General features: G+C 53.8%; 18 protein-coding genes and 1 other RNA gene. 14 read left to right on the top strand and 5 right to left on the bottom strand.

Annotation, left to right across the window (positions count from 1 at the left end):
- Positions 1–40 precede the first annotated feature (40 nt).
- The 3 genes from Q0824_RS08460 to Q0824_RS08450 all read left to right on the top strand — a co-directional run bounded on the left by Q0824_RS08460 (position 41) and on the right by Q0824_RS08450 (position 3,024).
- A complete protein-coding gene (locus Q0824_RS08460) occupies positions 41–1,756 on the top strand; it encodes a copper resistance system multicopper oxidase (RefSeq protein ID WP_298449290.1) in 1,716 nt (571 codons plus the stop codon).
- Positions 1,753–2,502 carry a copper resistance protein B gene (locus Q0824_RS08455; RefSeq protein WP_298449289.1) on the top strand — a complete coding sequence of 250 codons (750 nt, stop codon included), beginning with the start codon at positions 1,753–1,755 and terminating at the stop codon, positions 2,500–2,502. The genes Q0824_RS08460 and Q0824_RS08455 overlap by 4 nt, the downstream gene beginning before the upstream one ends.
- A gap of 102 nt (positions 2,503–2,604) precedes the next feature.
- Complete coding sequence (locus Q0824_RS08450) at positions 2,605–3,024, top strand: cytochrome c (protein ID WP_298449288.1); 420 nt, start codon at positions 2,605–2,607, stop codon at positions 3,022–3,024.
- 105 nt (positions 3,025–3,129) lie between these two features.
- Here Q0824_RS08450 and ssrA read toward each other — a convergent pair.
- Positions 3,130–3,492, bottom strand: a transfer-messenger RNA (tmRNA) gene (gene ssrA / locus Q0824_RS08445).
- A 63-nt stretch (positions 3,493–3,555) separates the two neighbouring features.
- Positions 3,556–4,035 carry an SsrA-binding protein SmpB gene (gene smpB, locus Q0824_RS08440; RefSeq protein ID WP_298449287.1) on the bottom strand — a complete coding sequence of 160 codons (480 nt, stop codon included), beginning with the start codon at positions 4,033–4,035 and terminating at the stop codon, positions 3,556–3,558.
- A 178-nt stretch (positions 4,036–4,213) separates the two neighbouring features.
- Between smpB and Q0824_RS08435 the strand changes: the two genes are divergently transcribed.
- The 3 genes from Q0824_RS08435 to Q0824_RS08425 all read left to right on the top strand — a co-directional run bounded on the left by Q0824_RS08435 (position 4,214) and on the right by Q0824_RS08425 (position 6,647).
- Positions 4,214–5,839 (top strand): sodium-dependent transporter, encoded by a 1,626-nt coding sequence (locus Q0824_RS08435; RefSeq protein ID WP_298449286.1) that lies wholly within the window; start codon positions 4,214–4,216, stop codon positions 5,837–5,839.
- Between the two features lie 74 nt (positions 5,840–5,913).
- Positions 5,914–6,357: a type II toxin-antitoxin system RatA family toxin gene (locus Q0824_RS08430; protein WP_298449284.1), complete on the top strand. Its 444-nt coding sequence runs from the start codon at positions 5,914–5,916 to the stop codon at positions 6,355–6,357.
- Complete coding sequence (locus Q0824_RS08425; RefSeq protein WP_298449282.1) at positions 6,357–6,647, top strand: RnfH family protein; 291 nt, start codon at positions 6,357–6,359, stop codon at positions 6,645–6,647. The genes Q0824_RS08430 and Q0824_RS08425 overlap by 1 nt, the downstream gene beginning before the upstream one ends.
- Here Q0824_RS08425 and Q0824_RS08420 read toward each other — a convergent pair.
- Positions 6,644–6,970 (bottom strand): outer membrane protein assembly factor BamE, encoded by a 327-nt coding sequence (locus tag Q0824_RS08420; RefSeq protein WP_298449280.1) that lies wholly within the window; start codon positions 6,968–6,970, stop codon positions 6,644–6,646. The genes Q0824_RS08425 and Q0824_RS08420 overlap by 4 nt on opposite strands.
- Before the next feature lie 122 nt (positions 6,971–7,092).
- Between Q0824_RS08420 and fur the strand changes: the two genes are divergently transcribed.
- Positions 7,093–7,500, top strand: a complete 408-nt coding sequence (fur, locus tag Q0824_RS08415; RefSeq protein ID WP_298449279.1) for a ferric iron uptake transcriptional regulator — start codon at positions 7,093–7,095, stop codon at positions 7,498–7,500.
- A 96-nt stretch (positions 7,501–7,596) separates the two neighbouring features.
- Here fur and recN read toward each other — a convergent pair whose 3' ends face one another.
- The gene (gene recN / locus Q0824_RS08410) at positions 7,597–9,276 is read right to left on the bottom strand and encodes a DNA repair protein RecN (RefSeq protein WP_298449277.1); all 1,680 of its coding nucleotides are present in this window, start codon (positions 9,274–9,276) and stop codon (positions 7,597–7,599) included.
- 246 nt (positions 9,277–9,522) lie between these two features.
- Here recN and grpE point away from each other — a divergent pair, with 246 nt between their 5' ends.
- From grpE to greA, 7 genes are all read left to right on the top strand, one after another.
- Positions 9,523–10,125, top strand: coding sequence for a nucleotide exchange factor GrpE (grpE, locus tag Q0824_RS08405; protein ID WP_298449275.1), 603 nt, complete (start codon positions 9,523–9,525; stop codon positions 10,123–10,125).
- 103 nt (positions 10,126–10,228) lie between these two features.
- The gene (gene dnaK, locus Q0824_RS08400) at positions 10,229–12,148 is read left to right on the top strand and encodes a molecular chaperone DnaK (protein ID WP_298449273.1); all 1,920 of its coding nucleotides are present in this window, start codon (positions 10,229–10,231) and stop codon (positions 12,146–12,148) included.
- An 81-nt stretch (positions 12,149–12,229) separates the two neighbouring features.
- Positions 12,230–13,357, top strand: coding sequence for a molecular chaperone DnaJ (dnaJ, locus tag Q0824_RS08395; RefSeq protein WP_298449272.1), 1,128 nt, complete (start codon positions 12,230–12,232; stop codon positions 13,355–13,357).
- Between the two features lie 24 nt (positions 13,358–13,381).
- Positions 13,382–14,182 carry a 4-hydroxy-tetrahydrodipicolinate reductase gene (dapB, locus tag Q0824_RS08390; RefSeq protein WP_298449270.1) on the top strand — a complete coding sequence of 267 codons (801 nt, stop codon included), beginning with the start codon at positions 13,382–13,384 and terminating at the stop codon, positions 14,180–14,182.
- Positions 14,183–14,574: 392 nt separating this feature from the next.
- Positions 14,575–15,705: a glutamine-hydrolyzing carbamoyl-phosphate synthase small subunit gene (gene carA / locus Q0824_RS08385; protein ID WP_298449268.1), complete on the top strand. Its 1,131-nt coding sequence runs from the start codon at positions 14,575–14,577 to the stop codon at positions 15,703–15,705.
- A gap of 89 nt (positions 15,706–15,794) precedes the next feature.
- Complete coding sequence (carB, locus tag Q0824_RS08380) at positions 15,795–19,013, top strand: carbamoyl-phosphate synthase large subunit (RefSeq protein WP_298449266.1); 3,219 nt, start codon at positions 15,795–15,797, stop codon at positions 19,011–19,013.
- A 4-nt stretch (positions 19,014–19,017) separates the two neighbouring features.
- Complete coding sequence (greA, locus tag Q0824_RS08375) at positions 19,018–19,497, top strand: transcription elongation factor GreA (RefSeq protein WP_298449264.1); 480 nt, start codon at positions 19,018–19,020, stop codon at positions 19,495–19,497.
- Between the two features lie 87 nt (positions 19,498–19,584).
- Here the strand turns inward: greA and yhbY are convergent, their stop codons facing one another.
- Entirely contained in the window at positions 19,585–19,896 is a 312-nt protein-coding gene (gene yhbY, locus Q0824_RS08370; protein WP_298449262.1) for a ribosome assembly RNA-binding protein YhbY, read from the bottom strand.
- Positions 19,897–20,157: the final 261 nt, after the last annotated feature.

The raw sequence follows: 20,157 nt of genomic DNA, 5'->3' as shown, positions 1-20,157 counted from the left end.
GATCTTTGGATTAAGAGAAGTAGTTCAGGAGCAGTTGATCATGAAGAGGACTCTTGTCGCAGGCGCTTTAAGCCTGCTTTTGCCCGCTATTGGCTTAGCGGGTGAGTACAACCTGACTGTGGACCGAGTGACAATCGATACCGGGGATTTTGTGAAAGAGGGCGTCGGTTACAACGGCAAATCCCCTGGGCCGACATTGCGCTTCAAAGAAGGTGAAGAGGTGTCGATCAATGTCACCAACAACCTTGATGAGATGACCTCTATTCACTGGCACGGTTTGATTCTTCCCTTCGAGCAGGATGGTGTTCCGGGGATCAGCTTTCCTGGCATCAAACCCGGGGAGACGTTCACCTACAGGTTCCCCATTACACAATCGGGGACCTACTGGTTCCACAGCCACTCGGGGTTTCAGGAACCAGAGGGGGCATTCGGTTCCATTATCATCGAACCAGAAGGGCGTGAGCCGTTTCGCTACGATCGCGAATACGTAGTTCAGTTGACGGACAAACACCCGCACGCCAGCGAACGGGTTATGCGCAACCTCAAAGTAACGCCGGATTACTACAACCGTAAACAGCAAGCTGTGGGGGAGTTCTTTTCGGACGTTTCAGAAAACGGCTTCCTGAGCACGGTAAAAGAGCGCTTGGCATGGGGCGACATGCGCATGATGCAGGCCGATGTTGAGGATCTGCAGGGTTTTACCGGCATGATTAATGGCAAAGGTCCGGAACAGAACTGGACGGGCATCTTTGAACCCGGCGAGCGAATTCGGCTGCGTTTTATCAACTCGTCAGCGATGACCTATTTTGACATCCGGATTCCAGGGCTGGAAATGACCGTTGTGCAGGCCGATGGCAATAACGTGCAGCCAGTCAATGTGGATGAATTTCGTATTGGTGTTGCGGAAACCTACGACGTGATCGTTCGGCCCAGAGAGGAGCAAGCCTATACGATTTTCGCCGAGTCTATGGGGCGCTCCGGTTATGCCAGGGCAACGTTGGCAATGGAAGAAGGAATGGAAGCGCCCGTTCCCGGATTGCGCGAGCCCGCACGATTGACCATGGCGGACATGGGCGGCATGCCGGGAATGGATCACGGGGATATGCCCGGCATGGGTCACGGTGGCATGGGCAGTGCAAACAAAATGGCTGAGATGCCTGATATGGACCATTCCAATATGGAGGGTATGGATCATAGCGCCATGATGATGCCTGAAGGCGGTGCAAGTGATCCGTTTTACGCTAAAGGTAGCGGGCTGGTTCCAACCGCAGCCAATGGCGGCAAATTTCTATCCTATGCCGATCTGAAAGCACAGAAGCCTCTTTATGAAGAACGGGAACCTGCACGAGAAATCGAGTTGCGGCTTACTGGCAACATGGAACGCTACACCTGGAGTATCAATGGCGTTAAATATGAAGACGCTGATCCCATACGCCTGAAATATGGCGAACGAGTTCGCTTCAAATTCGTGAACGAAACCATGATGACGCACCCCATGCACCTGCACGGTATGTGGTCGATTCTCGATGTCGGTGCTGGCCAGTGGAATCCGATCAAACACACCGTCAGTGTGCAGCCTGGTACCACGGTTTACATGGAAACCGAAGTGGATGCGCCTGGGCAGTGGGCCTTCCATTGCCACCTGACTTATCACATGGCGGCTGGCATGTTCCGGAAAGTGATTGTTGAGGGTGGGCCGGAATCTACACAGGCCGCATCCAGTGAGCAGCCGAGCGAAGTTGGGGGTGACGTATGAAGCTTTGGATGCCGTTGATTGCAAGCGCGGTTGTTAGCTTGAGTGTCATGCCGGCGCTGGCGTCTGCTCAAGAGCGGATGCCGGATACCACTCAGCGTAAGCAACCGCTGAAGGTGTGGGGCGCGCAGTTCGAAGAACTTGAATACCGTTACAGTGACAATGATGAAGAAATAGGCGTTTGGGACGCGGATTTCTTTTACGGCACTGACAATTTCAAAGCCCACTGGCTTACCAGTGGGGAGTATTCCTTTGAAGAGCAAGCTTACGAAAAACTCGAAAACCAGTTGGTAGGGCAAATCCCGATATCAACATTCTTCGATGCAAAGGCCGGGGTACGATTCGACACTCCGGAAGGCCCGGATCGAACCTATGCAGTTCTCGGTGTGGCAGGCCTGGCGCCGCAGTGGATTGAAATTGATGCGAACCTTTACGTGAGCAAGGACGGCGACACCTCCGCTGATCTCGATGCAGAGTATGAGTTGCTGCTCACCAATTACTGGATACTCACGGCGACGCTGGATGCCACGGTTGCGTTCAGTGAGGACCGTGAAATTGAAGTAGGGAAGGGCCTGGTATCAACAGAAACCGGGTTACGACTGAGCTACGACATGATTGACCGCGCTTTCTCGCCCTACGTTGGTGTTGTTCACGAACGCAAATACGGTGATACAGCGGATTTTGCCAGGGCGGATGGCGTTAGCATAGAGGATTGGTTTGCGGTTATTGGCGCGCGGCTCTCCTTTTAAGAGAAGAAATGAAAGGAGGATTGATGAACGCCGATCCCTTTGTAATAGGAGTGGCCGAGCGGGTATTGCTGAAGTCGTCTGCCAGGAAAGAGGCGGTAAATAATGTGTAAGGTGAAAATTTCATTTGGAATTCTAATTGTAGGATTAATGACTGGCTGCAGTGACGGGACGGTAGATGGCCGCTGGTACACCTTAGCCCAGGTCGAGCGTGGCGCGACCGTATTCGACGACAGCTGCGCGAGTTGCCACGGATCCAACGCACAAGGTGCCTTTAATTGGAGAAAGCGGCTTGAGGATGGCTCCTTCCCGCCGCCACCGCTTAACGGAAAGGGGCACGCCTGGCACCATCCATTCGACATGCTGATGGGCACGATCAATCAAGGTGGCGCTCCCATGGGTGGCCAAATGCCCGCCTTTGGAGATGTACTCTCCAAGGAGGATCAAAAAGCCGCGATCGCATTCTTCCAGAGTAAATGGGATAAGCGGATCTATGATGCATGGTTTGAACGGAGTGGGATGTAATTTGGCTTTTGGATCAATATGAATGTGATAGACATAAAAAAGCCCCGTTTCCGGGGCTTTAGGGCGTTTCAGTGGATCTTGGTGGACCCCCCTAAAACTCTTGGTTGGTGGAGACGGCGGGAATTGAACCCGCGTCCGCCAGCACTGTGCCTTGAGATCTACATGTTTATGTCCTTCTATTGATTTAACCTCGAACGACCCGAAGGCCAGGGTGTAAGAGGCGAGTTCTTTAAATCTTAGCCGTTAGCCAGTGAACTCTGGATAACGGAGCATCCCGTAAGCGATGACGTCCTGAGATGTAGCTCTGGGCTACGGGCGACCCAGTCAGGACGACTAGCAGCTTACGCTGCTAGTGAGTAGTTTTCGTCGTTTGCGACTATTGCGTTGCAGCTTTGGATTAACGAGATTCGCTGCCATCTCGACATGCACCCAAGGGTTCGCCACCAGCGTCGAAGCCATGTCGTCCCCTTACTCACAGTATATGTGGGCTAATCCCACAACTTCAAGGTTTGTTTGTTGCGGCTTGTACCGTCAAGTGGTGTTTTCTCGCATAATGCGCTGTTTTTGGCGGTCCCAGTCACGCTCTTTCTCGGTAGCGCGCTTGTCGAACAGCTTCTTGCCCTTTACCAGGGCAATCTCGCACTTCACTTTGTTCTTCTTCCAATACAGCGCCAAAGGCACGCAAGTCTGGCCTGCCTGGCTTGTTTCCCCGATCAGTTTGGCCAGCTCCTTGGCGTGCAGCAGCAGTTTGCGGGTGCGAGTAGGATCGGCAATAACATGGGTAGAGGCTTCGGTCAGGGGCTGAAAGTGCCCACCCAGCAGGAAAGCTTCGCCGTCCTTCAACAATACATAGGCGTCGGTTATCTGGGCCTTGCCGGCTCGCAATGATTTCACTTCCCAGCCGAGTAAAACCATACCCGCTTCGAAGCGTTCTTCTATGTGGTATTCGTGTTTCGCCTTTTTGTTAAGGGCGATGGTACTGCTCGGCGTACCGGGTTTTTTCTTGCTCATGAATCAATTATCCGGATGCGGACGAATGAACGGGCCGGCCAATCGCAGGTCGGCAAAAAGCGCATTGTAGCTCAGGAGTGCCAGACTGGTCACGAAATCGCCCTCGAAGGCATGCATGGTTCGTGCGCGGAGGAGTCCTTCGGCTACAATACTGGACCAGACACTTTCCGAGGCGAAAATGCCTACGCCATACCAAACACATATCGGGTCGTTTACCCGAAAATCAACCTTCTTCTGGGCTGCAGTGGGCGCAACTGTCGGCTTGGCAAACCTGTGGCAGTTCCCGTATCTGGCGAGCCTGCATGGTGGCGGGCTGTTTATTCTTCTATACCTCGGTTGCCTGTTGCTGGTCACACTACCTTTGATGATTACTGAGGCGGCCATCGGTCGAAACGCCCGTCACGGAATTGTGCTGGCGATGGGTGGGTTGATACGCAGTGCGAAACGTTCCAGAGCCTGGATGGCTGTAGGTCGGTTCAGTATATTGAGCGCATTTCTGGTTCTGTCGTTTACGGCGGTTTTCGGGTCGATCGCCTTGGCTTACGTGTTTTATGGCGCCGTCGGTCGGTTTTCAGGAGCAGGGCATGCGGAGGCGACAGGCGTGCTTGCCGCATTGGTTTCTGATCCTCGTGAGTTTCGCGTATTCATGGGGTGGCACGGGTTTTTTCTGGTGATGGTTTTGTGGGTGTCTGGGCAGGGCGTGGTTGGGGGGCTTGAGCGCGCGTTCAGGATTGTTGTGCCTGGTACGTTGATACTCATGCTGGCGCTATTTGGGCTTGCCACCTGGTACGGCCGGATTGACGGCGCCATGACCCAAATACTCGAGATGCATCCGCAGGATCTCACATGGACAAGCCTCAGTGCGGCGTTGTTTCATGCCTTTTATACCTTGGGCTTGGGAATGGGTGTGTGGGCGGTTCTAGGTGCTTACACCACTCCGAACACGCAGCTCAAACGATCCATTCTGGCTGTTGTATTGATGGATACCCTGGTTGCGATTCTGGCAGGGTTAATGATTTTCGCCATGGCTACGCAAAGCAGCGTTTTTGATGGGGAGCGCGGTTTTAGCCTGTTGTTTGTGTCGCTTCCGGTATCGCTTGCCGAGCTGCCGGCAAGTCAGTTTGTTATCGCAACTGTTTTTCTGATGGTTGTGATGATTGTCTGGTCAACGGCTCTCGCATTGCTGGAACCGGTCGTTGGATGGTTCCGTGAGTGGACAGGTGCGCCTCGCGGGTTGTCTGTGTTATTGGTGGGGTTGTCCGTTTGGCTTGCTGGGCTCGCTTCGCTGTTTTCGTTCAATTTGTGGTCGCAATACCGGCTGGGTGGCGCCACGGTATTCCGTTGGCTTGAGTTGTTAACCGGCGGGTTGATGATTCCGCTAGTCGCGATTCTTATTGCGCTCTTCACCGGCTGGTGCCTGACACGCAACCTTTCAAAAAGCATGCTCGGAAAAACCCCGGGGCTGTTTGGCACAATCTGGTTCTGGGTTATGCGCCTGGTCCTGCCTCTTGTCGCTGCCTACATAGGTATTCACTACACAGCAAGCTCACTGGTGAACATGTGCGACACCGGCAGCGAGGCACTCTGGTGCGAACCCGGGCCAGGGCTGGTGCTTCAGGAACAGAATGGCATCCCGCCACAGCCGGTTGAGGCGGGTGGGGTAGGGGCTGCCGGTGATGGAGCTGGTGAGGATGCGGGTGAGTTGGTGCCCGCAGAGCAAACGACTGACAACAAATCCGACCAGCCGCAGTCCCTCCCGGAAAATGCCCCCAAAGACGGTGATATCCTTTATCATAGCGTTTGATTGCAGGTGTGTTTGCGGCCGCAGGGCCTGAAATCAGCCTTAAAGTGTATTCGTAAGCAGGACAACCGGTTCCGATGGCTCATCAGATTGATAAAACAGCTCTGGTTATGCACTCTGCGGAGCGCATGTTTCACTTGGTCAATGACATTGCCCGCTACCCCGAGTTCCTCCCCTGGTGCGCAGGCGCCGAGATTCATCAGCAAGATCCTGAGCAGATTATGGCGTCGCTGGAAATTGCAAAGGGAGGGGTTCGCCACAAGCTCACCACCCGCAATCAGTTGCTGATGCCAGAAGCCATTGAAATGAGTCTGGTGGATGGTCCGTTTCGTAACCTGAAGGGGCGCTGGCACTTTAAAGCGCTGGATGATAATGCCTGCAAGGTGATTCTGACGTTGGAGTTTGAGTTCACAGGCTCGCTTTCGCGTATGACCTTTGGGCCTGTTTTCAATCAGGCGGCGACAACCATGGTGGATGCTTTCTGTCGTCGTGCCGACGATATATACAAGGGAGGCGTGTGATGCTTCGAGTTGAGGTAGCTTACGCCCGGCCAGACAGGCAGGAAATAATATCGGTACAAGTGCCTGATGGCGCAACGGCTGTGGACGCAGCTCGGCTTTCAGGAATTGCCGCTATTTTTCCGGAGATTGATGTTGATTCCATCAATATGGGGATATTCGGCAAGGTAATAAAAAAGCCTTCGGATCACGAACTGCGAGATGGGGATAGAGTTGAATTATATCGCCCGCTCCAGATTGATCCGAAGCAGGCGCGGTTAAACCGGGCTAAAAAGAAGTCTGTGGCAGATTAATAAGCCGGGGTTTCGTTCAGGAGTTCTGCTTCATAGTGGGTGTAACGGTCAGCGTCGTAATAGACGATGATGCGCTGCTCTTCGATAGGGCCCCCTCTGCGTTGGAATGTGTATACATAGTATTCCCGGGAGCTATCAACCGGGTTGAGCATCAAAGGGCTCCCGAGCAACGCCTGAACCTGGCTGCGGGGCATGCCTTCGTTGAGTTTGGACAGCTCTTCATCGGTAACAATGTTGCCTTGCTGAACATTGATCTTGTATACGCCCGGGAAAGCGCAACCGGAGAGAATGATAGTGAGAATGAGAGCTGTGAGCTTTTGCATCGCCGGAGGAAATCCTCTATCTTGAAATCGCCTGCCAAGGGCAGGTGTGGCACGGGTTAACCGTTAAATGGCGGCTTCATCATACCGGAAGCCGTGAGGCACACCAAAGAGTGAATAGTAACATGTCATCTGAAAACGCCGAACTACGAAAAGTCGGTCTCAAGGTAACTCTGCCAAGAGTGAAAATTTTCAACATCCTGGAAAACGCCAAGGACCATCATCTCAGCGCAGAAGATGTGTACAAACGGCTTCTGGATCAGGGTGATGATGTGGGCTTGGCCACTGTATACCGCGTGCTTACTCAGTTTGAGACGGCGGGGCTGGTGTTGCGTCACAACTTTGAAGGCGGCCATGCCGTATTCGAAATGGCTGGCGAAGATCATCATGATCATATGGTTTGCACGCAGACCGGGCAGGTGGTTGAGTTTGTCGATGAGATCATCGAAGAGCGTCAAAAAATAATTGCGAAAGAGCACGGCTATGAAATTGTAGAGCACAGCCTGATTCTTTACGTTAAGCCCCTCAAGTAATTACCTAAGCGTCAACAACTCAAAAAAAGGGGCAGGCCGATAAGCCTGCCCCAATAGCTCTCAGGGTCGAGAGGGGGAAGTGGTTGGTGCCACCGTTCAGTGGTGGGTAGCCTGTCCTTTAGAAAACATTTCCGTTGCGTGGGCCAGGGTGTGCTCCGTCATATCAACGCCCCCAAGCATTCTTGCCACTTCGCATATTCTTCCCTGGTCATCCAGAGATTCGATTTTTGAGAAAGTCGCGTCTTGCTGGGTAAATTTGCTCACAAACAAGTGTTGGTGACACTGAGCTGCAACCTGCGGCAAGTGCGTGACGCAGATAACCTGCCCATTAGCCCCCAACGAACGTAGCAGCTTGCCGACCACCTCTGCAGTACCGCCGCCAATGCCCACGTCAACTTCGTCAAAGATCAGGGTTGGTGTGGTGGATGTTTGCGCAACCACCACTTGAATTGCCAAGCTGATTCGTGAAAGTTCGCCGCCGGAAGCAACTTTTGCCAGAGGCCTTGCCGGTTGCCCTGGGTTGGCGCTCACCAAAAATTCTACTTCTTCCAGCCCGTGAGGTGACGGCTCGTTCTGATTGTTACTGCTCAGGTGAGTAACAAACTGAACCGACGGCATGCTCAGCTGGGCAAGCTCACTTGCGATGCGTTGATCCAGCTCCCCTGCTGCTTTAGCACGAATATCGGAGAGTTTACCGGCCAGCTCATTGAACGCGTTGCGGTGGCTTTCAAGATCCACCTCCAGTTGCTCCAGGCTGCCTTCGCCACCGTCCAGCTCTGCCAGCTCTGCACTTTGCCGCGAGTGAAGCTCCATCAGTTCCTCGGGGTTGATGCGGTGTTTGCGTGCCATCTGGTAGATCGCGCTTAGCCTGTCCTCAACTTCGGACAGGCGGGCAGGGTCGGCTTCGTAGTCATCCACAAAGTGGCGAAGATTGTCGCCGGCTTCGCTGATCTGGATCTGCGCTTCGTTGAGCATTTGAATCGTGTCGGCCAGCGCGGGTATTTCAACCGGCAACTGCGCGAGTTGTTGCAGCGCCTGGCGCAATAAGCCCGCGGCGCTGGTGTCATCTTCCGTGCATAGCAGAGCTGCCTGATGACTATTGTGAAGAATGGCGTCGGCCTGGCTCAGTTGTGCCTGTTCTTGCTCAAGTAGCTCCTGCTCACCGTTTTCCAGTGCAAGACGGTCAAGTTCTTCCACTTGATAGCGAAGTAGCTGCAGCCGGGCTTCCGATTCCTCTGCATTTTGCTGGCGCTCGATCAGTTTTGTACGAATCTGGCTCCAGGCCTTCCATGCTTCGCGAGTCTGATTGGCGAGGTCTTCGGCGCCTGCGTATTCGTCTATCAATTTACGGTGGGTTTCTTTTCGTAAAAGTGATTGGTGCTGGTGCTGGCTGTGAATGTCCATCAGCAGTCCGCCCAGATCTTTCAGATGCGCCAAAGGGCAGGGTTGGCCGTTAATATAGGCGCGAGACCGCCCGTCCTTGCTGATGACCCGGCGCAGAATGCAGTCGCTGTCGTCATCCAGTTCGTGGCTTTCCAGCCACTGTAGAGCGTCTGGAATGCTCGAAACATCAAAGGTCGCCGTAATATCTGCACGCTTCGCGCCATGGCGCACTGCACCCGCATCGGCGCGACCGCCCATGGCCAGCCCCAGTGCATCCAGAACAATGGATTTGCCCGCGCCTGTTTCGCCAGTGAGAGCTGTCATGCCCTTGCTGAATTGCAGTTCTACTCTTTCGGCGATCGCGTAGTTGGAAACGGTGAGCTGTGTGAGCATGCAGAAAACCTCCGCTCTTGAAAATATACTGTTCGTTCATACAGTGACTGTGAATATATACAGGGGTTTTCGGGTTTGCAATCATTTGGCAGATATTTTCTTCAGGAATGGGGCTTTTAATGGTTGAAACCTGAGAGGTGAGCCCCATATCGGTTCGCAATAGCATTCTTCTGGCTCCGTCGAGTCAGAGCCTATGTTCAATTGGCCGCGTGTAAGCCGGCCGCCGAAGATCTGGCAGGAGTATTCATGAGCACCGAAGAAAACCGCAACGAACAGTTGGATGAGTTGAATGAAGCCGCCAATGCCGCTGCTGAAGATGCGCAGTCTGGCGAGCAGGGAGTGGAGCAGGAAGAGGTTTCCGAGCTGGATTCCCTGAAAGAGCAGCTTCAGGATTCACAAGAGCAAATGCTGCGCTTGCATGCGGAAATGCAAAACGTGCGTCGCCGTGCGGAGATGGATGTTGAGAAGGCGCACAAGTTTGCGTTGGAAAAGTTCGTTAAGGAGCTGCTACCTGTAGCAGATAGTCTAGAAAAGGCGGTTGAGAGCACGGAAGGCCAGGAAGGTGCTGGTGAGTTGGTGGCTTCTATCCGTCAGGGCGTTGAAATGACGCTCAATCTGTTTGTTTCGAGCTTGAAGAAGTTCAATGTGGAGCCCCTGAACCCGGTGGGTGAGCCATTTGATCCCCAGCAGCACGAAGCCATGTCGATGGTGCCTGCACCCAATGCTGAGCCAAACAGCGTGGTAGCGGTAATCCAGAAAGGCTATCTGCTGAACGGGCGCGTAGTGCGTCCTGCAATGGTGATGGTGGCCAAGGCTCAGGATGCACCAAAAATTGACGAGCAGGCTTGAAAAGCTACCCAAAGCGCCAATATAGCCATTAAGCAAAACTAACCGGATTCATGTTTTCCGGGCAACCATTAAGTACCGCATTCAGAAGAACTGGAGTGATTAAATGAGCAGGATTATCGGAATTGACCTTGGAACCACCAACTCGTGTGTTGCCATCATGGATGGCGACAAGGTCCGGGTTATCGAAAACGCCGAGGGTGATCGTACTACCCCATCAATCATTGCCTACACCGATGACAATGAAATTCTGGTGGGTCAGTCAGCCAAGCGCCAAGCGGTTACCAACCCGCAGAACACCATTTATGCCATCAAACGACTGATTGGTCGTCGATTCAAAGATGACGTTGTTCAGAAAGACATCAAGATGGTGCCCTACAAAGTTGCCGAAGCAGATAACGGCGATGCGTGGGTAGAAGTTAAAGGTCAGAAAATGGCGCCTCCCCAGGTGTCTGCAGAAATTCTGAAGAAAATGAAGAAGACTGCAGAAGACTATCTGGGCGAGAAGGTAACGGAAGCGGTTATCACCGTTCCGGCCTACTTTAACGACAGTCAGCGTCAGGCTACTAAAGATGCTGGCCGAATTGCTGGTCTGGAAGTAAAGCGCATCATCAACGAGCCGACCGCTGCAGCCCTGGCTTATGGTCTGGACAAGAAAACCGGCGACCGCACTGTAGCTGTTTACGACTTGGGTGGTGGTACGTTTGACCTCTCCATCATCGAAATTGCAGATGTTGATGGCGAGCACCAGTTTGAAGTTCTGGCTACCAACGGTGACACCTTCCTGGGTGGTGAAGATTTCGATATGAAAATCATCGAATTCCTGGCTGACCAGTTCAAGAAAGACAGTGGCATTGATCTGCGCGGCGACTCGCTGGCCATGCAGCGCCTGAAAGAAGCGGGTGAGAAGGCCAAGATTGAGCTTTCCAGCAGCCAGCAGACCGACGTTAACCTGCCGTATATCACAGCAGACGCCAGCGGCCCCAAGCACATGAACGTGAAGTTGACCCGTTCCAAGCTTGAGTCTCTGGTAGAAGATCTGGTTGAGCGCAGCCTCGAGCCTTGTAAGGTTGCCCTGAAAGACTCAGGTTTGAGCGTTGGTGAGATCGACGAAGTTATCCTGGTTGGTGGTCAGACACGTATGCCACTGGTTCAGGAAAAAGTTAAGGCGTTCTTTGGCAAAGAAGCTCGTAAGGACGTAAACCCGGACGAAGCTGTTGCAATGGGTGCGGCGATTCAGGCCGCCGTACTGTCTGGCGATGTGAAAGACGTTCTGCTTCTGGACGTAACTCCGCTGACCCTGGGTATTGAGACCATGGGTGGCGTGGCTACACCGGTAATCGACAAGAACACCACGATTCCGACCAAGAAGTCGCAGACCTTCTCTACGGCAGAAGATAACCAGACAGCGGTTACCATTCACGTGGTTCAGGGTGAGCGTAAGCAAGCAGCACAGAACAAGTCTCTGGGTCGTTTCGATCTGGCCGACATTCCACCGGCTTCCCGCGGTGTGCCGCAGATTGAAGTAACTTTCGATATCGATGCCAACGGTATTCTGAACGTGTCTGCGAAAGACAAGGCTACCGGCAAAGAGCAGTCCATCGTAATCAAGGCTTCTTCTGGCTTGAACGATGACGAGATCGAGAAAATGGTGCAGGACGCCGAAGCGAACGCTGAGGAAGATCGCAAGTTTGAAGAGCTGGTTCAGGCTCGTAACCAGGGTGACGGCATGGTTCACGCTGTGCGTAAGACTCTGGCAGACGCCGCTGACAAAGTTAGCGATAGCGAGAAAGAGTCTATCGAAGCTGCCATCAAGGATCTGGAAGACGCACTGGCCGGTTCCGACAAAGATGACATCGAAGCTAAAACTCAGAAGCTGACAGAAGTGTCGGGTGAGTTGGCTCAGAAGATGTACGCAGATCAGGACGGGCAGGCGCAGCAAGCTGGTGGACAGGAAGAAGCTCAGTCCGCCGACGATGCAGTGGATGCCGAGTTTGAAGAAGTTAAAGACGACGAAAAGAAGTAATTCGGACGTTTATCAAGTAGTTGGTTGGAAAACGCGGAGCTGATCCGCGTTTTCCGCGTTTAAAAAACAGGGTTTTAAAGCATGGCCAAGCGCGATTATTACGACATTCTCGGAGTTTCCCGGGACGCGGACGAAAAAGAAGTTAAGCGGGCATACCGAAAGCTTGCGATGAAGTATCACCCCGACCGCAACCCGGAAGACAAAGACGCTGAGAACAAGTTCAAAGAGGCCAGCGAAGCCTACGAAATACTGGCAGACCAGTCCAAGCGTGCGGCATACGACCAGTATGGTCATGCCGGAGTAGATGGGCAGGCCGGTGGTGGATTCGGCGGTGGCGGCAACTTCTCCGACATCTTCGGCGATGTGTTTGGCGACATCTTTGGTGGCGGTGGCCGAGGCGGCCGCAACACTCGCGGTTCGGATTTGCGTTACACCCTGGAGCTGGATCTTGAAGAAGCGGTAAAAGGCAAAACAGTAAAAATTACCATTCCCGGACATCGGGAGTGCGATACCTGTGATGGCAGTGGCGCCGAAAAAGGCTCTCGCCCTGAAACCTGCGGTACCTGTAAAGGTATGGGGCAGGTGCGTATGCAGCAAGGTTTCTTTGCGGTGCAGCAAGCGTGTCCCACATGTCGTGGTTCAGGCCAGATTATTAAAAACCCCTGTAAGTCATGCCATGGTCAGGGCAGGGTGCAGGAAGAGAAAACCCTCTCCGTTAAAGTGCCGCCCGGAGTTGATACCGGCGACCGTATACGGCTCTCCGGTGAAGGCGAGATGGGTATAGATGGTGGCCCGTCTGGCGACCTGTACGTGCAGATGTCGGTTCGTGAGCACTCAATCTTTACCCGCGACGGCCGCAACCTATATTGTGAAGTGCCTATCAGCATTATTGACGCCACGCTGGGTGGTGAGCTGGAAGTGCCAACGCTGGATGGTCGCGTGAAACTGAAAATTCCGCCCGAAACCCAAACAGGCAAATTGTTCCGGTTGCGCAATAAAGGTGTTAGCCCGGTACGCGGAGGTCCATCAGGTGATCTCTTGTGTCGCGTGATTATCGAGACGCCGGTTAACCTGACCAAGCGCCAGAAAGAACTGCTTCAGGAGTTCCAGGTAACGCTCGACGGCAGCAACAACGGCACAAACCATGCCCCGAAGAAAACGTCCTGGTTTGAGGGTGTTAAGAGCTTCTTCGACGAAATGAAATTCTGATCAGCTTCATATAAGGAAAAGGCCATGAGGGTAGCAATCATCGGCGCCGCCGGGCGCATGGGTAAAGTGCTGATTGAGGCAGTCGACGGCACAGAAGGGCTTGAACTGGGCGCGGCTATCGTCGAGCCAGGCAGCAGCCTCATCGGAGCCGATGCCGGCGAAATGAGCAGCATCGGCAAAACCGGCGTGAAGATGGCGGGTACCCTGGCTGACGTGAAAGACGACTTCGACGTGCTTGTCGACTTCACCTTCCCGGATCTCACCCTGGAAAACGCCGAGTTCTGCGCAGCCAACGGTAAAATGCTGATTATCGGAACCACTGGCCTCACCGATGGCGAAAAGCAGCAGCTGGCCATGGCAGCAGAATCTACCCAGGTAGTGTTTGCGCCCAACATGAGCGTCGGCGTTAACGTGGTGCTCAACCTTCTGCGCACCGCTGCAGCAACACTGGGCGACGACTACGACGTTGAAATCATCGAAGCCCACCACCGCCACAAAAAAGACGCGCCCTCCGGCACCGCCCTGCGCATGGGCGAAGTGGTTGCTGATGCACTGGATCGCGATCTCAAAGAGTGCGCAGTTTATGGCCGTGAAGGCTTTACCGGTGAGCGCACCCGTAAGGAAATCGGTTTCGAAACCATTCGTGCCGGCGATGTAGTGGGCGATCACACCGTACTGTTCGCCACCGAAGGCGAACGCATCGAGATTACTCACAAAGCAAGCAGCCGGATGACCTTCGCAAAAGGCGCCATGCGTGCCGCTCTGTGGCTGAAAGATAAGCCTGCCGGTTTGTATGATATGCAGGATGTTTTGAGCTTGAAGTGAGCGTTCTTTTTGGGGAATGCTGAGGGTATTTGCTGAGGCAGGGGCTTGGGATCTTTGCTCCGGGAATGTCGTAGGCCACGGACGGCCGAAGACAAACGCACATGGATGTGCTCGTAGCGGTTCCCGGAGCAAAGATCTCAAGTGCCGGCCGGTGTTTCAGGCATGCTCTAAAGCAGGGCGATTTTACATGGACACAAAACCGCAAATTTCATACAATAAGGCGGTTTAACTGCACCAAGCGTAGGCTTCGAAAAGCCCAAGGGACCAAAAAGTCCCCGGATAACAATAAGCGGGACGGAGTTTTTACTCCCTCTCGCTTTTTTGCGACCTGAATTTGCGCTTGCGTTCCTGCACGTGACGAAACGAAACGCCACTCGATGAGGATACAAGCCTTGAGCACACCCGCAATCCTTGCACTCGCAGACGGAAGCCTGTTTTACGGCACCGCCATTGGCGCTGACGGCGAAACCAGCGGCGAAGTGGTGTTCAACACCGCGATGACCGGCTACCAGGAAATACTGACCGATCCGTCCTACGCCCGCCAACTCGTTACCTTGACATACCCGCATATCGGGAACACAGGTGTAAACGAAGAAGACGTAGAATCAGACCGTATACAGGCTGCCGGCCTGATTATCCGCGACCTGCCACTGGTTGCCAGCAACTGGCGCAGCAGCGGATCGCTCGACGAATACCTGCGAAGCAACAACATTGTCGGAATAGCCGATATAGACACCCGACGCCTCACGCGCATCCTCCGCGACAAAGGCTCACAAAGCGGCGCCATTGTGGCTGGTGCTGGCGCCACAGCTGAGCGCGCACTGGAACTCGCAAACGCGTTTCCTGGGCTCGAAGGCATGGATTTGGCAAAAGTGGTTACCTGCGAAAGGCCGTACAAGTGGACCCAGGGAGACTGGACGCTTGGCCAAGGTTACGCAGAAGGCGGCGAGACCAAGTTTAAAGTAGTGGCCTGGGATTACGGCGTTAAGTTCAATATCTTGCGCATGCTTGCCTCCCGCGGCTGTGAAGTCACTGTTGTGCCTGCCCAAACCCCTGCCTCAGACGTGCTGGCCATGAATCCGGATGGCATCTTCCTGTCTAACGGCCCGGGCGATCCGAAGCCCTGCGATTACGCGATCAAGGCAATTCAGGACGTGCTTGAAACCGACATTCCCGTGTTTGGCATCTGCCTGGGGCATCAGCTTTTGGCTATCGCCAGCGGTGCGAAAAGCATGAAAATGAAACATGGCCACCACGGTGCAAACCATCCGGTTCAGCGGATACCCAATGGCACCGTCATGATTACCAGCCAAAACCACGGCTTTGCAGTGGATGAAGCATCCTTGCCTGATGTGCTGGAAGTTACCCACAAGTCGCTGTTTGATGGCACTTTGCAGGGCGTTCGTCGTACTGACAAGCCAGCATTCAGTTTTCAGGGGCATCCCGAAGCAAGCCCGGGTCCCGGTGATGTGGCGTCATTGTTTGATGAGTTTGTCCAGCTGATGGAAGCCAGAACGGCCTAAAGCCGATTTATGGCAAAAGCGCCACACCAGACACGCGCCGCGTTTATGCGCTGCAAGAATTTAAATGTTGCTGACAGGTTTACCAAGACATGCCAAAACGGACCGATATTAAAAGCATCCTGATTCTGGGCGCAGGCCCGATTGTAATCGGGCAGGCGTGCGAATTTGACTACTCCGGAGCCCAGGCCTGTAAAGCCCTGCGTGAGGAAGGTTACCGCGTCATCCTGGTTAACTCGAACCCGGCCACCATTATGACCGACCCGGTGATGGCGGATGCCACCTACATCGAGCCGATTACATGGCAAACCGTTGCCAAGATTATTGAAAAAGAAAGGCCTGATGCCGTGCTGCCAACCATGGGCGGCCAGACAGCACTGAACTGCGCGCTGGAATTGGAAAAGCACGGCGTGCTGGCCCAGTACGGTGTGGAAATGATTGGCGCTAACGCCGACACCATCGACAAGGCAGAAGATCGCAGCCGTTTCGATAAGGCCATGAAGGCAATTGGCCTTGAGTGCCCCCGCGCGTCTATCGCGCATTCCATGGAAGAGGCCTGGAAGGTTGCTGATGACATTGGCTTCCCATGCATCATTCGCCCTTCGTTCACCATGGGTGGTTCTGGTGGCGGTATTGCGTACAACCGGGACGAGTTTGAAGAAATCTGTACCCGCGGGCTGGATCTCTCACCAACCAAAGAGCTGCTTATCGACGAGTCGCTGATTGGCTGGAAAGAGTATGAGATGGAAGTGGTTCGCGACAAGGCAGACAACTGTATTATCGTGTGCTCCATCGAGAACTTCGATGCCATGGGCGTCCACACCGGCGACTCCATCACTGTTGCGCCAGCGCAAACACTGACGGACAAAGAATATCAGATCATGCGAGATGCCTCCCTGGCGGTTCTGCGTGAAATCGGTGTGGAAACCGGCGGCTCCAACGTGCAGTTTGGTATCCATCCGGACACCGGCCGTATGGTTGTTATTGAAATGAACCCAAGGGTTTCCAGGTCATCGGCGCTGGCCTCCAAGGCAACGGGTTTTCCGATTGCCAAGGTCGCTGCCAAGCTGGCGGTTGGTTACACCCTGGATGAGCTGCGCAATGAAATTACCGGTGGTATCACGCCGGCATCTTTCGAGCCCAGCATCGACTATGTCGTTACGAAAATTCCCCGCTTTACCTTTGAGAAGTTCCCTCAGGCTGACGCACGCCTTACCACCCAGATGAAATCTGTGGGCGAGGTTATGGCCATCGGTCGTACCTTCCAGGAATCCCTGCAAAAGGCCCTTCGCGGGTTGGAAGTGGGCTCGGACGGTTTTGATGAGCAGCTCGAAGAGTACACCTCTGAAACATCTCGTGAGACCCTGACGCGCGAGCTCAGTGTTCCCGGTGCCGAGCGTGTTTGGTACATAGGTGATGCTTTTCGTGCCGGGCTTACCGTGGAAGATGTATTCGAGTATACCCATGTAGATCCTTGGTACCTGGTGCAGATCGAAGATCTCATTCGTGAAGAGCAGGCGCTGAAATCTGCCGGTAAGCCCGATATCGATCACGCCACCCTGTTCCGACTGAAGCGCAAAGGCTTCTCAGATGCCCGTTTGGCGAAATTGCTGGGCATTACAGACGTGAGCATGCGTAAGCTGCGGCACGATCTGAATATTCGCCCCGTATACAAGCGTGTGGATAGCTGTGCGGCAGAATTTTCCTCCGATACCGCATATATGTACTCCACCTACGAGGAGGAGTGCGAGGCTGAGCCAACCGATCGCGAGAAAATCGTGGTTATTGGTGGTGGGCCCAACCGGATTGGTCAGGGTATCGAGTTCGATTATTGCTGTGTTCACGCGGCATTGGCCATGCGTGAAGATGGCTACGAAACCATCATGATCAACTGCAACCCGGAGACGGTATCCACCGATTACGATACCTCTGACCGTTTGTATTTTGAGTCGATTACGCTGGAAGACGTGCTGGAAATTATCCACATAGAAAAGCCCAAAGGTGTGATTGTCCAGTACGGCGGGCAGACACCTTTGAAGCTGGCCCGTGGCCTGGAAGCGGCCGGTGTGCCCATTATTGGTACCAGTCCGGATGCGATAGACCGCGCGGAAGATCGTGAGCGGTTCCAGCAAATGATTCAGCGCCTTGGGCTCAGGCAGCCTGAAAATGCCACCGTACGCAGCCTCGAAGAAGGAATTGTTGCAGCCAGTAAAATCGGCTATCCGCTGGTTGTTCGCCCTTCCTACGTGTTGGGTGGTCGGGCAATGGAGATTGTGTTCGGTGAGGATGAGTTGGTGCGTTACATGCGCAGCGCTGTGCTGGTCTCCAACGACAGCCCGGTTTTGCTGGATCACTTCCTGAATGCTGCCATTGAAGTAGATATCGATGCCATCTGCGACGGTACAGATGTCGTCATTGGTGGCATCATGCAGCATATTGAGCAGGCAGGTATTCACTCTGGTGATTCCGCGTGCTCCTTGCCACCTTATACGCTGCCACCGGAAGTTCAGGATGCCATGCGTGATGCGGTAAGGAAGATGGCTCTCGAACTTGAGGTTGTCGGCCTGATGAACGTTCAGTTGGCCTGGCAGGATGACGAGATATATGTGATCGAGGTCAACCCGCGCGCTTCGAGAACGGTACCTTTCGTATCCAAGGCTATTGGCGTGTCTCTGGCCAAGGTCGCGGCGCGTGTTATGGCGGGCACCTCACTTGCCGAGCAGGGCTTCACCAAAGAAGTTGTGCCGAGCTACTATGCGGTAAAGGAATCCGTATTCCCGTTCAACAAGTTCCCGTCGGTTGACCCGATCCTTGGGCCCGAAATGAAGTCCACGGGTGAAGTGATGGGGCTTGGTGATAGCTTCGATGAGGCCTTTGCCAAGGCGTCACTGGCGATTGGCGAGCGTTTGCCGTCCAGCGGAACCGTGTTTATGTCGGTTCGTGATGTAGATAAGGTTGGTGCAATTCAGGTCGCTCGTGATCTGGTGGCTATTGGCTTTGAACTTGTTGCTACCACTGGAACTGCGAAAGCGCTCCGTGCTGAGGGTATCGAAGTGGAGCGGGTGAACAAGGTTGGCGAAGGGCGCCCGCATATTGTGGACGCAATCAAGAATGGCCAGGTTCAGCTCATTATTAATACTACCGAAGGTCGCAAGGCTGTGTCTGATTCGGCGCAAATTCGCCAGTCGGCCCTGCAGACCAAAGTAGCTTATACAACAACACTGGCGGGCGGCGAAGCCTTCTGTAGGGCCATCAAATTTGGCCCGGAGCGTACAGTACGCCGCCTGCAAGACCTCCACGCAGGGAAGTAAGATTATGAGTGATAGAGTGCCTATGACCAAAGTGGGCGAAGCCCGCTTACGTGAGGAGCTCCAGCAGCTGAAATCCAAGGATCGTCCGCGGGTTATCGCGGCGATTTCGGATGCTCGTGAGCACGGCGATCTCAAAGAGAACGCCGAGTACCACGCAGCTCGAGAGCAGCAGAGCTTTATTGAAGGCCGGATTCAGGAAATTGAAGGCAAGCTTTCTGCAGCGCAGGTGATCGACGTAACGGAAATGGAAAATACCGGCAGAGTGATTTTTGGCACCACGGTTCATCTGTTGAATGTGGATACCGATGAAGAGGTGGTCTACAAGATCGTCGGTGAGGATGAGGCGGATATCAAGGAAGGTAAGCTATCGATATCTTCACCCATCGCTCGAGCGTTGGTAGGCAAGAGCGAAGATGATGTTGTTGCCATCCGTGTTCCGTCTGGCACTGTGGAGTACGAAATCGGAAAGGTTGAGTACATCTGATGTTGCAGCGCTGGTGAATCCAGCGCACAAAGAAAAGCCGGCTGTGTGATACGCAGCCGGCTTTTTGTTTTATGGCTTACAAAAAAGTCAGTTCTTGAGGCGCAGGAGGTTAGATAGTTTCGGATTTGGCTTTTTGGCTCTGCGCATAAGGACGGCAATCTTGCCAATGGTTTGCACTAGTTCAGCGCCACTGGCTTCGCACAGGGCGGTGATTGCTTCATGGCGGGCTTCCCGATCCTGGCTCGCCACTTTGATTTTGATCAGCTCGTGGTCGTTCAGGGCGCGCTCCAGTTCTTCCTGGAGGTTTTCGGTGAGGCCCTTGTCGCCCACAATGATGACGGGCTTCAGGTTGTGTGCAATGGCCCGGTATTCCCGGCGCTGTTCCGCTGAAAGGCTCATGATTTAATCTCTTTATCGGTGCAATTAACAAAAGGTCAGCGGCATAATCGCTGGCAACGTCGTATAATCGGCGGATTGTAGCAGACAACCTTGTATACAGATCACCCTGCAGGCGTTGTAATTTCCGAGATAAGGCCCACATACAAGGAACATGGGGATTTATCCGGCGTTCAGGAACGTTTTCAGGTTGATCCGCAGCTACGTTTTTCTGTGGCCGTTACGGGTGGGCCGTTTCTGGTGGATAGACGTATAATTGGTGTA

The organism is uncultured Marinobacter sp., assembly GCF_947488835.1.
GTDB lineage: Bacteria > Pseudomonadota > Gammaproteobacteria > Pseudomonadales > Oleiphilaceae > Marinobacter.
The sequence above is the reverse complement of the archived record's forward strand: the minus strand, read 5'-3'. Positions and strand labels throughout refer to the sequence as shown.